General features: G+C 37.9%; 12 protein-coding genes. 9 read left to right on the top strand and 3 right to left on the bottom strand.

Annotated elements, in window-relative coordinates:
* Positions 1–13: 13 nt before the first annotated feature.
* From C8N37_RS16745 to C8N37_RS16730, 4 genes are all read left to right on the top strand, one after another.
* A complete protein-coding gene (locus C8N37_RS16745; protein ID WP_108159986.1) occupies positions 14–1,381 on the top strand; it encodes an exonuclease domain-containing protein in 1,368 nt (455 codons plus the stop codon).
* A 100-nt stretch (positions 1,382–1,481) separates the two neighbouring features.
* The gene (locus C8N37_RS16740; RefSeq protein WP_108159985.1) at positions 1,482–2,186 is read left to right on the top strand and encodes an SDR family oxidoreductase; all 705 of its coding nucleotides are present in this window, start codon (positions 1,482–1,484) and stop codon (positions 2,184–2,186) included.
* Between the two features lie 124 nt (positions 2,187–2,310).
* Positions 2,311–2,781: a hypothetical protein gene (locus C8N37_RS16735; RefSeq protein ID WP_108159984.1), complete on the top strand. Its 471-nt coding sequence runs from the start codon at positions 2,311–2,313 to the stop codon at positions 2,779–2,781.
* An 8-nt stretch (positions 2,782–2,789) separates the two neighbouring features.
* The gene (locus C8N37_RS16730) at positions 2,790–3,596 is read left to right on the top strand and encodes an SOS response-associated peptidase (protein WP_108159983.1); all 807 of its coding nucleotides are present in this window, start codon (positions 2,790–2,792) and stop codon (positions 3,594–3,596) included.
* 10 nt (positions 3,597–3,606) lie between these two features.
* Here C8N37_RS16730 and C8N37_RS16725 read toward each other — a convergent pair whose 3' ends face one another.
* Positions 3,607–3,855 (bottom strand): hypothetical protein, encoded by a 249-nt coding sequence (locus C8N37_RS16725; protein WP_108159982.1) that lies wholly within the window; start codon positions 3,853–3,855, stop codon positions 3,607–3,609.
* A 279-nt stretch (positions 3,856–4,134) separates the two neighbouring features.
* Here C8N37_RS16725 and C8N37_RS16720 point away from each other — a divergent pair, with 279 nt between their 5' ends.
* Together C8N37_RS16720 and C8N37_RS16715 are read left to right on the top strand one after the other, a co-directional pair.
* Positions 4,135–4,653: a hypothetical protein gene (locus tag C8N37_RS16720; RefSeq protein ID WP_108159981.1), complete on the top strand. Its 519-nt coding sequence runs from the start codon at positions 4,135–4,137 to the stop codon at positions 4,651–4,653.
* A gap of 25 nt (positions 4,654–4,678) precedes the next feature.
* Positions 4,679–5,278, top strand: coding sequence for a hypothetical protein (locus tag C8N37_RS16715; RefSeq protein WP_108159980.1), 600 nt, complete (start codon positions 4,679–4,681; stop codon positions 5,276–5,278).
* Positions 5,279–5,378: 100 nt separating this feature from the next.
* Here C8N37_RS16715 and C8N37_RS16710 read toward each other — a convergent pair whose 3' ends face one another.
* Entirely contained in the window at positions 5,379–5,576 is a 198-nt protein-coding gene (locus C8N37_RS16710; protein WP_108159979.1) for a hypothetical protein, read from the bottom strand.
* A gap of 216 nt (positions 5,577–5,792) precedes the next feature.
* Between C8N37_RS16710 and C8N37_RS16705 the strand changes: the two genes are divergently transcribed.
* Positions 5,793–6,728 carry an adenine nucleotide alpha hydrolase family protein gene (locus tag C8N37_RS16705; RefSeq protein WP_108159978.1) on the top strand — a complete coding sequence of 312 codons (936 nt, stop codon included), beginning with the start codon at positions 5,793–5,795 and terminating at the stop codon, positions 6,726–6,728.
* Here C8N37_RS16705 and C8N37_RS16700 read toward each other — a convergent pair.
* Entirely contained in the window at positions 6,725–8,266 is a 1,542-nt protein-coding gene (locus tag C8N37_RS16700) for a hypothetical protein (RefSeq protein ID WP_108159977.1), read from the bottom strand. The genes C8N37_RS16705 and C8N37_RS16700 overlap by 4 nt on opposite strands.
* A 153-nt stretch (positions 8,267–8,419) precedes the next feature.
* On the opposite strand from C8N37_RS16700, the gene C8N37_RS16695 reads away from it, so the two are divergent.
* The gene (locus tag C8N37_RS16695; protein WP_108159976.1) at positions 8,420–11,185 is read left to right on the top strand and encodes a DUF7948 domain-containing protein; all 2,766 of its coding nucleotides are present in this window, start codon (positions 8,420–8,422) and stop codon (positions 11,183–11,185) included.
* A 20-nt stretch (positions 11,186–11,205) separates the two neighbouring features.
* Positions 11,206–13,479, top strand: a complete 2,274-nt coding sequence (locus C8N37_RS16690; protein ID WP_108159975.1) for a T9SS type B sorting domain-containing protein — start codon at positions 11,206–11,208, stop codon at positions 13,477–13,479.
* Positions 13,480–13,668 lie beyond the last annotated feature (189 nt).

Below are 13,668 nucleotides of genomic sequence, written 5' to 3'. Positions count from 1 at the left end.
ACAACATAGCAATATGGAATACGCTATAGTAGATATAGAAACAACCGGCGGCAATGCCCGCGGAAGCCGAATGACAGAAATTGCCATCCGTATACATAACGGAACCGAAGTAATAGAGTCGTTTGAAACCTTAATTAATCCCGAAAAGGAAATTCCTCTTGCAATCTTCGCTCTGACTGGAATTGATAACAAAATGGTGCAGAACGCTCCAGTATTTGAGGATATAGCAAAACAGGTTTTTGAAATGCTGGATGGCCGCATCTTTGTAGCACATAACGTCAATTTTGATTATTCCTTCGTTCGACATCAATTGTCTGAATGTGGATTTAAATGGACAGCAAAAAAGCTATGTACAGTAAGAATGGCGCGTAAAATAAAGCCTGGTCATAGATCATATAGCCTGGGCAAGCTTTGTGATCAACTCGATATTCCCGTAGCGAACAGACACCGAGCCGGTGGGGACTGTGATGCAACAGCCATTCTTTTTACAAAGCTTATTGGGTGGGACGAAGAGGGTATCATAGCTGATATGGTCAAAAAGACTTCCAAAGACCAAAGGCTACCGCCAAACCTGCCCGAGCAGCAGTTTGAAGTACTTCCGGAACGCCCGGGTGTATATTACTTTCACGACCAGAAAGGGAAAGTGATTTATGTGGGAAAGGCGCTCAATATTAAAAAGCGTGTAGGCCAGCACTTTTCTGGTCATAATATCAACCCTCAGCGTCAGAACTTTCTCCGAGAAATATATTCCATTTCTTCTGTAATCTGTGCAACGGAACTGATGGCACTGCTATTAGAATGTGCTGAAATCAAGAAGCTATGGCCAGCACACAATCGTGCACTCAAGAAGTTCGATCCAAAGTTTGGATTGTTTGTATATGAAGACCTGGCAGGATATAAACGAATTTCTGTAGGTAAGCTTTCCAAATATCAAACCTGTTTTGCTGTTGTTAACCGGGAATATGATGCAGTTAAAATGCTTACCGGCATAGTAGAAAAATATGGAATTGAACCAAGGCTCTGCAGATTTTCAACCGCAAAGATTTCTCGCCAAGAAATGCTGACGAACGTGGACACAAAACCCTTACCTTCTGTGGATGAGCACAATACATTGGTAGATGAAGCGCTCTATGATCTGGATAACAGCAGGCCCACATTCGCAATAATGGACAAAGGTCGTGAACGGACAGAAAAAAGTTGCATCTGGATCGAAAAAGGTAACTTCTACGGTATGGGATACATAGACCAGGATAGCCAATTACAGGATCTTTTAGATATTAAAGGCAGTTTAAATCGTTATTATGGCAATCATTATATGTCGCAATTGATACTATCTTATGCTAACAAGTATCCCAACAAAGTACTTCAGGTTACCTATTAAAATGTTGTTAGCAAAAACTTTCGGTAATATATTTGGTTTATATTGTGGATACTTTAGGATATAAAGTCCTTATTGAACAAAAAAGATTAAAAAATACAATATGCAAAATATTCATGAAAAGGTAGCATATGTTACTGGTGGCACAAAGGGTATAGGACTGGGAATTGCTAAAGCGCTTATTGAAGCAGGACTCAAAGTTGCAATCTCAGGAAGAAACATTCAGGATTTAGAAACTGCTACCCAGCAATTAGGCAATAAGAATGTAATCGCAATAAAAGGTGACGTAAGAAATTTTGATGATGAAGTAAATGCTGTGGAAGCAATTGTGGAGAAATTCGGTAAGTTAGATATCGTTATTGCAAACGCGGGAGTTGGAAAATTTGCCGCTGTAGATGAACTGTCCATTGATGATTGGAATGAAATGATCAATACGAATTTGACTGGTGCTTTTCATACGCTCAAAGCCACAGTAGAGCAATTGAAGGAGAACAAAGGATATTATATTTCTATTGCCTCCTTAGCCGGAACAAATTTCTTCCCCCAAGGTGCAGGATATAATGCCTCAAAGTTTGGATTGGTAGGATTTACCCAGGCAGCTATGCTGGACCTGCGAAATTATGACATTAAATGTACGACCATAATGCCTGGATCAGTCACTTCACACTTTGCCGGCCATGTACCAAATGAAGAAGATGATTGGAAAATTCAACCTGCAGATATTGGTGAAATTATCGTAAATCTGCTCAAAATGAATCCGAACGTATTGCCCAGCAAAATCGAAGTACGTCCGACAAAAACAAAATAGCTAAATTTAAGCACCTAAGTAAATTACCTCTTAGGTGCTTTATTTTGATTGACAACCAAAAGCGGATAAAAAGCAATATATGGCTCAAGGAATTTAGTTATCTTTATTTAGACAGCACTTTAAAATGTATAATCCATTTGTTCGTTTTACAGAAGAAATATTAAGTTCACTTCAACAAGAAGGAAAGCATTTTCTTGTATTGCAGCGTTTTGAGTGGCCTCGGCTAAGTAGATCAACAACTTTTCTCGTAACACCTTATGTTGATATAGAACGAGCAAAAGATCATGAACAAAACCTCAAAGAAAAAGAAGGAAAGCTATTAGATATTTCCAAAGATGTTGACAAACTGCTTGGCCTCATAAAAAAGGGAACCGGGTACCATTTATTTCTTGACAGATTCAAAGAAACAAATTGGAACAAAAGGATGTTGAAAGAATATGAACGAAACATTGTCAATTATCTCCGCAGCAAAACTGCATTCACCCGGCAGGATAGTATTGATATCAATTTCACGCTAAAATTTGGGCGATTAATTGCAGAAGTAAGAGCAAAGGATAAATCATTAGATGTTACTGCATTTGAACTAATTAAATAACAAATATTATGTGTTGGGATATATCACTACATTCAGACGTAGAAATAATAAAAAAGAATTTTCCGCAGTTAACGGACCTTCGAAAAGATAAAGAAATGGATATGTACTATTTTGAAAATGTACAGGCCATTACGTTCCCACCTTACCCCATAATTTACAGAGAAAAAGAAACGGGCGACCTGGCACTCACTGAAATGGAATGGGGTATATTGCCTACATATATAAAAGATCCGAAAGAGCAGGCCGACCGCCGAAGAAACCAGGTGAATATCAGAAGTGAGCGAATTTTGGGTGATCATAAATCTGCATGGTATAGATTAAGAAATCAACGCTGCCTTATTCCTGTTAGCGGTACATATGAACATCGCGCCATTAAAGGCTGGAAAAAGAAAGTTCCATATTACATTGCAGAAAAAGGTCGGGAAATATTTTATGTTCCAGGATTATACCAATTACATGAAACTGTAGATGGTGACGGAGTGATCGAAACAGTTGGATCTTTTGGGATGCTAACTAGAACCGCTAACCCGGCAATGGCAAATATACATAACCACGGACCCAACAAACACCGTATGCCATTGTATTTAACGCCTGGACTAGAAAAAGAATGGATTTCCGATATTCAGGAAAGTGATATGCCTGCAATATTTGAATTTCAATACCCCGAAGAGCAAATGATATTTTATCCTGTATATACACTCCGGGGATATCCAGAAAGACCTGATGGTTTGCACCGATACGATCCTTTCCAATGGGAAGGTCTGCCACCATTAGGTACAGACGATCCGAATGCGGTACAAGCTTCTTTATTCTGATTAATGAAGTTTAGTCATTTTCAAATACATTGATTATTTCTTTGTCTGCAAGTTCAAGCTCGTCAAACAGATCTATCGCATCTGATATGCTGATCACTTGATCTTCCTGTAAGGGAATCATACTTATCTTTTCCGTGAGCTCATACAAATCTTCAAAAACCGGAATATAGGTATCTTGACCATGCCTGAGAAGTATGGCCTGATAACCTTTCTCCTGAAAGAATTCCAATAATTTCAGAGTAATCTTTAAATTAGCCATTCTGATTTTGTTTAACTTAAGTTAGTCATATTTATTTAAATGGGCACAAAATAATTAACGAAGCGTTTCGTCAAAGGCCATGACCTGAAATTTTTCTAGCTTCCTCTAGTATGCTCTTCCCTTTTGTATTGTTTTTGAATTTTCTTAAATTGCGCAACCATCCTTAATTGTCAACTATAATGAGCATATTTATAGTTAGTATCAATAATAAACATGGTAAATAATACGATAATATATGGGTTTTAATTACCCCAACTAAAATCAATTAGAGATAAATTTATGATTAAATATGAAGTTAATAAGTCATTCCCCTTTCCTCATCCTGGCGCTGGCGCAGAAATAACCTTGTCCGATATTACTCCCTCATTATTTGATGTAAAATGTTATCTCAATAATCCGGTCATAGACGAAATTAGAGACTGGAAAAAAGGAGCATTGACATATGCTATTTTTGAACAAGATAGCTGCCCTTTCTTTATAATCGAATTTGAAAATTGGAGTTTGGATTGCAGCATTAATATTCTCAAAATTAAGACGGACTCAGATCGAGAGGTTTGGTTAAATGCAGAAGGTAATTTGGTTAATCTTTATTTGATTGATGCCACGACTAATATCTTAAAGGCGATGCGTACTATTTCGCTACAAAAAGATCTTTGTGAAAAATTGAGGGATATTTGTGAAGTGCAGACTGAACGTTATGAAAATGCCATAGAATGCGAAAAAAGAATTACCAAAATTCAAAATTTAAGAACTACGGATGAAATGCTAAAGATGAGTAAAAAATACCATTTAAAATAGGTTATTTCGAACCTGTAAAACAATTATGATCAATTACACCCGCTATCCATCATTGCTTTTTTTATCCTATGATAAGGATAATGCCCCTGAAGAGCTACCTTTTGAAGTAGATTCACTTGATATCCGGAATTATCTTGCTAACTGTTCAGGATACGGTGAAATGTTTGCCATAATAGCAAGTTTTAATAGCTACGGCTATGCCCCAACTCATTATTGGTTAAATAATAAGAATTTCAGTGATGTAGAATTTAATGATAACTTCCGAAATTCACATTTTAAAGATTTTATTCTGTCTGAACCTGCTGAAATTCAATACGGATGTATCTGCTTTAAAGATGGCGGACAATATGTTTATCTTTATTTGCCTCCTGATAAAGCAAAAATTAAAGGAATTCAAGGGGCGTACCTGTGTACAGCGTTGTTTAAAGAAAATTTATTCATTGGATTTGAAGAAGCTATTGTAAATAAAGGATTCTCAGTGATACCTTCTGGATATTATTCGGGAGGCATGGATATTGGAGGCTATCTTTCTTTCGTCTCCATCTGTCTTTCTTTTTTCTCAAAGGGCACAGGAAACATCAGTAAGGAAATTAATATGACCAAAGAACGAATATTGACAAAATAATCCCCGTAAAGAATTTACAGAATTCAAGAGATTTTTAGAATCTTTTTAATGATAACTTATTGAAGTACCAACTAAAAATTGGTACTTCAATTTTTTAGAACTAGAGTTTATCCAAATCCTTCTTTATATTTCTTACCTGAAACTTTTCTAGCCAACATTTAAAATGTTCTTGATCTTCAGGTTCAAACCGAATAATTTCTTCTGTTTTTAGCGAAATAAAAAATATGCCAACACTCAAAGTATAGGCCGATAAATCTGCAACAGGATAAGGCAATTTTGGATAGAATGTATTTTTCATGTGTGTTTTATTTTAATGTAAAAATACAATCAAATTGAAATCTAACAAATAGGGGATTTCCCGTAACTATAACGTTACTAATCGTTTGTCACCCCGTTTTTCTACCATGTTAAGCTCTCAGGTCCAATAGAACAGGTTCTTTTCACAGGCTGTTTTCAGCAAATATATTTCCGGGAATGAGGGATCATCCCCTTCTCTGTTCTGCTTTCAAAAAGCATGGAAAAGAACATCACTATATTATCTTTCGGAGCCGGACAGGATAGTACCGCCATTTTGTACAAATTAGTAATAGATAAAGATTTCCGGGATCATTACGTAAAAGGGAAATTGATTGTATTAATGTCCGATACGGGAAATGAACATCCCGCAACGTATGCACATGTTCAATTTATTAGGACCTTCTGTAAATCCCATAATATTGAATTTTATCTGATTACCAGTACCCAGGGGTATCACCCTAAAAATTGGGATTCCTTACAGGCAAATTTTCAGGCCCATAATACGGTAATGTCAGTTGCCTTTCCCAAAACCTGCACCGACAACCTAAAGATCAAACCGCTATACAATTTCCTCGACCATTACATAGCCAGGCACTATTACAGCTATAATGAACCAAATCGTCCGAAAGGAAAACGGTACATCAAACATTTCTGCAAGCAATATGGCAAAATCCACGTCCTCTTAGGTATTGCTGCAGGTGAAGAATCCCGCATAGCCAAACCTTCACATGAGGTTGATATTTTTGGCAATCTGATTGTCACCAAAGCAACATGGATGGACCACTGCTTGGAAAAGGTATATCCATTGGTGGATTTACAAATGGATAGATCCGCTTGCCAGTCCTATATCCGATCAACAGGCTTACCCTTGCCCCCACCTTCCAATTGCATGATGTGTCCATTCCTGAGTAAGCAAGAAATCCTTTGGCTTCACCGAAATTATCCGGAAGTATTTTACGAATGGCAAGCCTATGAACAAGCCAAATTAAACAAATTCAGCAATGCCAATATTAAAAGCAACCTGGGCGTCAAAGGCAAGATGACCTTAGCAGAATTTCTCAATCAGGCAATTGCAGAATACGGCCACATGACCGACGAACAGCTCGAAGTATATAAAATGAGCCACGGCCACTGCGTCAAATCGGCTTATTAATCAGTTTTCTTGAATTCTTTATACCAATCCCTTGCTGCCTGATGGAACGGAATACCTTGATCAATGGCATTAAACCAAATGACGTATCGGGTATAATGTTCCTGAAATTGAATTGTACCTTTTAATTTCGCAATATATTCAACAACGATCTTTCTGCATTTGACAAGAAGCATAGACAATACTTTTTTATCCTCATAATTATGCGGCCTTGCCAAAAGCAAGGCAATTGGCATTTCAACCTCAAAAACCTTTTGAGCATCATCATTCTTTCTAAAAAAACGTAACGCGGACTCTGCCGCAGGCTTAATCAGCTCATAGGATTTTTCTTGCATGAGGATAAATATTTGAAAGAAATAAACATCAGTTAGGATATCCAGTCGGATACTGATTTTCTTTTTTAAATCAAGCAGACGTTTTCTAGTTTCGACAGCCTTATCGTGAAGATCTAACCCCATATAGCTCACCATTAAATTCGCCAAAATAATCTGCAGAGATTCTGCTGGAATTGTCTTGCCAGAATCTCTTAATCGAAGTTCAACTTTTTGAACAAAATCCTTTAGCTGCCTCTGTTCCCCCATATAGTTTAACACAATCATCTTGTAGTTGACGTGATATGCAAACAAAATGCTTGAAAAGTGCAAGGACTGGTTAAGCCGGTATTGGCTTGTAAATGCCTCAGCTAGAGATATCCCATTCAAAGTGTCTGCAAACAACCCCATACAAACACTGGAGGTGATGTGTTGAAAGATGCCATGGATGTAATCGTTAGGTTGAATATTATGCTGATCATATTCAATAAGCTGTCTACTGTGAGTATAGGCTTCTTTGTGATTAAAAGTCATCCAGTAGTAAATCGAATAAATGTAATGCCGGTAGAACCTAGCATTGTTGCTCAGGCATTCACTTTCCTTGGGCATTAAAACACTCTTTATTGTAGCATTTTCAACCCTTCTTTTATCCTTTCCTTTGGCATAACCAATCTCCCTTTTAAGTTCCAGGATATGACTATACATAGTTTCCATATCCAATTGCTGAGAAAATTTTTTCAAAATTTCCCTTTCCTCTTTTTTAATTTCGGATAGGCTTCTTGTTGGCGTAGGTAAAACGATGTTTAATCTTTTCTCCCATTCTAGTAATTGTAGCATTAGCCCGAATTTTTCAAACTTCTGTGCTTCACTATATGCTTTATTCAATTCCAGTACGCTTTGTTCTGGTAACCTATGGTTATAAAGCAATTCAACGTTTGTGAGTTTATTCTGAATAAAAATATCTGTTGAAGAATTCTCATTCATATCCCTAAGTGTACGCAATAAATTGTGATAGAGCCTTCTCTTGGCCGAGGTTATGGAAGTAGCTACTATAGTCAATTTATTTTTGGGAAGTTCACTTTTGTCATTTTCATAAACAGAATATAGCTGATAGAATAAAGGTGGAGCTTCCCCTTTGAATGATTCTCCGTAAAGTAAAGTAAATTGGCGTTTTTCATCTTTATTTAGCGATGAGACAAGATCTGAAACATAATCTTTTTTCTTGTACATAGGCTAGCATTTAATGCAATTTACGACAATTTAAGCATATCTGTACAGTTCACAATCTTCGAATAATCGAATTGTTTAATGCATGATATAGATATTACTTTGCCCTATAAAGAATACCCCAAACTTATATTATTAACCATTAAATAAACTGCCATGACAAACAAAAAATTCAAAGTGATAATCGGGTTTATTGTATTATTGGGATTTAGCCTGAAAGCACACGCTTGGAAAAAGCATTTTATTGAAAACGTTGGTCAGGTAACTGATCAATTTCAGAATAAACGCCCGGATATTATTGCAAAACACAATGCTAGTAACGGACTAAACATCTACCTATCAAAATCAGGCGTTCATTATCAATGGGCAAATGAAAATGAAATATACCGTATGGATGCAAAGCTGATTGGGGCAAATCTTGATCCAAAAATTAGTAAAGAAGCTGAAACGGATTTCAGAGAGCAATATCATCTGGCTGATATAAATGGGACAGCTAAAGGATTTAGAAGAATTGTTTACCACGAAATTTATCATGGCATAGATTGGGTATTTTATTTCAATTCAGTTGGTAAATTGGAACACGACTTTATTGTAAAACCCGGCGGCAAAGTGTCTGATATTAAACTGCAATATGCTGGGGCTGATCAAGTAAAAGCTGATCGGTTTGGCAATTTGATAGCTACAACCAAATATGGACAAATTACAGAACCTGCCCCATATAGTTATGAACAAAGCTCAAAGAAGAAAGTCAATTCCTCGTATCAGATTATGGGCAATACGGTAAGCTTTAAAACAGGTTCTTACACAGGAACTTTGGTAATCGACCCTGTGATTGATTGGTCAACTTATTTTGGAGGTAGTGAGTACGATGAGATCAAAGATGTAAAAATAGGAAAAGACAGTTTTATTTATGTTGTTGGATCAACAAACAGCACAACGAATATGGCAACGGTTGGAGCTCATCTCATCACCTTTCAGGGAGGTACCGGTTCTCAGGGTTCGGATGCCTTTATTAGCAAATTTGGTACAGATGGGAATTGTATTTGGTCAACATATTATGGTGGAAGCAATATCGATCTAGGATTGTCGTTGACAGTAGATACTTCTGGAAATGTATACATGGCTGGTCGTACAAACAGCCAGACTGGAATTGCTACTACAGGAAGCTATCAGCAGTCAAAGGCAGGTACGTCATCAGGTTATGACGTGTTCCTTGTAAAGTTTGATACGTCAGGATCACCTATCTGGGGGACTTATTTTGGTGGTACTGGTGCTGATGGCACGCAGTCAGTTGCAGTAGTTTCAAACAAGTTGAATCAAATTTATTTAGCAGGTAACACCCAAAGCAATAATGGAATTGCAACATCAGGAGCTTTCCAGGTAACAAGGCCGGGAAGTGAAGATGGCTTTATCAGCAAATTTGATTCAAACGGTTCATTGATTTGGGGCACGTATTTCGGAACAACTTCCATAGATTGGATCAATGGGATAGCCGTAGACAATTCAGGAGATATTGTGGTAACCGGAGAAACCATGAGCACCACAGGCCTTTCTACATCAGGTAGTTACCTGGAAATTGGCAATGGAGGACGGGAAGGCTTTATTGCAAAATTTAATGCCGCGGGACAAAGGACTTGGGGTACCTACTTCGGAGGTCAGGATTATGAAAGATTAATCACCATTGCAACAGATTCGTCGAATGCCATCTATTTTGGAGGCATAACTTATAGTACAGCAAACATTGCTTCTGCAAATGCACACCAAACAGCAATTGGAAGTACGATGGATGGATGTCTTGGGAAATTAGATGCTACAGGTGTGATGCAATGGAGCACATATTATGGGGGTTCTGATAATGACGGAATAACAGCTTTGTCATTCGCTCACGACAAATTATTTGCTATTGGAATGACAGTAAGTCCAAATAATATAGCAACGCCAGATGCAATTGTTCCTGTATTCAATAATTCTTATTCAGAAGGTATGTTGGTCACGTTTTCTTCAGCCGGTCAACGGTTATGGGCTTCATACCTGGGTGGAGATATAACTGACGATCTAAATACCATTGCCATCAATGATCAAGAGCAAATCTTTATTGGAGGTAGAACAGAAAGCATTACCGGAATTAACACCACAGGTGCGCATCAAACCAGCCTTGGTGGGAATCAGGATGGCTGGCTATTAAAAATCAAAATGTGTAACCTGCCAGCAACGCCAACAGCAATTTCAGGAAACACGGTTGTCTGTGAGAACTCCGAACAGCAATATACAATACCTACTAACCTAGATGCGGATTCATTTATTTGGATTTTGCCTAACGGCTGGACGGGCATAAGTTCAACAGATACAATAAGTGTAACTACAGGTTCAAATGGAGGAACACTTAAAGCGGTAGCAATAAATATATGCGGTGCAAGTGATACCGTGCTTTTGCCTGTCACAGTTAACCCCGCACCTATTCCGACAATCAGTAGAAGTGGCAATATATTGAGTGTATCTCAAAATTTTAGCACATATCAATGGTTACTAAATGGAGGTACGATTACTGGTGCTACCGATCCGACCCATATAATTTTACAAAATGGAACCTATACCTTAAAGGTCACAGGAAATAATGGGTGTACCGGGCTATCCAATGAGATCTCGGTCACTGACCATACTTCAATAAATGAACTGGAAAACCTGGGTATAAAAATCTATCCTAATCCATTTAATGAGCAATTATCGATTACCTCATCCATGAAATTACGATTATTGATTTCTGATCTGTCAGGCAAGATCGTATCCAGGATCGAAGTTCCAGAAGGCAACAGTGAAATTGAGCTTGGAAATCTCAGTAATGGAAATTATCTGTTCAATGTTTACAATTCCAATAGCGGAAAACCACTGGGCAATACAACCTTAGTTAAGTTTTCTAAATAACCATTTAAACTTATTTAGCCATGAAAAGATGTACTGTGTTGTTATTGATGGCAATGTTTTGTTTTATCTATAAATCATATGCCCAATCAGGAGAAAATAACATCTGGACCTTTGGGCACGGGTATTCTTTAGATTTCAATTATAGCCCTCCAATTTTAAAAGATACGGTCTACTATAACGGTCAGTCCAATCGGACAACAAATCCAAACAACGTGTTCTTTAATTATCATCGCGCTAGCACGGTATGTGATGCCAGTGGTAATATACTATTTACGGTCAAATGCTTGGATGCGGTATCCAATCCAAATGCTCCAAATATTTTTGACAGGAACGAGAATCCAATCGCTGGCACAAGCTTTCTTTTTGATCCGCTTGATGGAGCGTATAATAAGATACCCTCTATTGTACCGCATCCCGGCAATCCTAATCAGTACTACATTTTCTATACCCGTAACAAAGGCCTTCTGTATTCACTTTTTGACATAAGCCTTAACGGCGGTCTGGGAAATGTTGTCCCTGGCCAGCATAATAGGCTAATTGGTAACTACAATACCGTGATCGGTTCAAGAATGACTACCGTACAGGGCTGCAATGGTATATGGCTGATCGTAAGGCATCAAATTAACAACCAGTACTTAAGTTATAAGATTGATGAAAATGGTTTACAGATTACTCCGGTGGTCTCAGAAATTGGCTTAATGCCCATAAATGCCTACAGTACGCAGGTTGAACTCGTTGCCTCACCAAATGGTCAATCATTGGCCACCGCATTTCCAAAGGTTGACCACCTTAACCAGCAAGGAGGAATCGAGTTGTATGATTTTGATAAATGTAATGGAAAGCTCAAAAACGCCAGAATTTTTGATGAAGGGAATTTTAATTATGGAATTGCATTCTCACCCGATAATAGCAAACTTTACGTGCAATGTAATTTGCCCAGAATTCAGCCTAATCAGCCCTTATCTCAGACCGAGCACCACCTGTATCAATTTGACCTTTCCTTATTGGATTTAACAGCAATTGAAAACAGTAAGACCCTCATTTTATCGAATCCAGCTGTTCAATGGAATATCACATTCTGTCCTCAAAATATTGGTGCTCTTGGATCAATGCGTATTGGGAGAGACGTCAAACTGTACATGACCAATGGGCAGCCCCAGGTTTGTACAGGAACCTCGGGCGTTGGACTTGCCTTACACGTCATCAATCAGCCTGATTTGCCCGGATTAAGCTGTAGTCCAAATCTTAATGCCATTTATAACTTTCAAAATGGGATGTTTGAAACTTACGGAAGAACAAATCTACCTAGAGAAATCGTACTACCCCCAAAGAATCATATAGACACAGTAACAAGTCCTTTGTTGCGGAAAAATGTTTGCTACCATGAAAGTGATACATTAAAAGTGGCCGATGGTGCTAGTTGTATCGAATGGAGCAATGGATCACCAGACAATGAAATTACAGTAACACAATCGGGAATATATTGGGTTAAGTATTTTAAAGACTGCGTTCTGTATATAGATTCCTTTGATGTACATTTTGCCACAATGCCCAATATTGAAGGCGTTCAATATGGTTGTCCCGGTTACATCGAATTGAAGGCTGCAGCAATTAATGGTGCTCCATTCGGACTAAGTTTGTACAATAGTTTTGGAGGCAAGATTTACGAAAAATCTAATGAGAGTTACCATTCAATTCCAAATTTAGATGCAGGAATCTATACGCTCAATATTTCATCCCGCGGCGACTGTTTTACTACAATGGAAGTAGAATTAAAAGCATACCCGATACCAGTAATCACGGTAATACCACCAATAGCGCAACTTCTAATCGGTGAGGAAATTACACTAAGCGCATCTGGTGCAGTGAACTATACCTGGACTCCCGCAGGTTCCCTAAATACACGAACAAGTAATGAAGTAATCGCTAGACCTACCGAAACTACCGATTATACAGTAGTAGGAACAAATGACTATGGTTGCCGGGATACAGCTTATGTAAAAGTAAGTGTTGATTTTAACAAGAATATCAGGATGCCTAATGCCTTTACGCCCAATGGTGATGGAATCAATGATCTTTTCACCTTACCAGGTAAGAATTGGAATATCTTAAGATTTGAGGTGTATAACCGATACGGACAAATGGTATATCAATATAGCGATAATAAAGCCGGTTGGGACGGAAGATTTATGGACAAAGATTGTGACGCTGGAATTTACTACTATAACATAAGCCTAGAATTTCCAGATGGCACAAATAAGATTTTAAAAGGAGACATTAGTCTGATTCGATAATTTTTTTCATATAAGCAGTCATGGTTCGACTAGGGCGGCTTCCTTTCCAGGAGGCTGCCTTTTTATTTTTTTATTTAGTGGCAATTATCACCATCATTGTTCAAAATTTTAACCTCGATGGCCTTCTTGATATTCCATAAGAATGAATAAAACAAGGTGGCTGGATGCAAGAGTGCTTCCAGCCACTCC

Origin of the sequence: Sphingobacterium faecium, assembly GCF_003054045.1 — a bacterium.
GTDB classification, from domain to species: domain Bacteria; phylum Bacteroidota; class Bacteroidia; order Sphingobacteriales; family Sphingobacteriaceae; genus Sphingobacterium; species Sphingobacterium faecium.
This window is presented reverse-complemented; position numbering and strand designations above follow the sequence as displayed.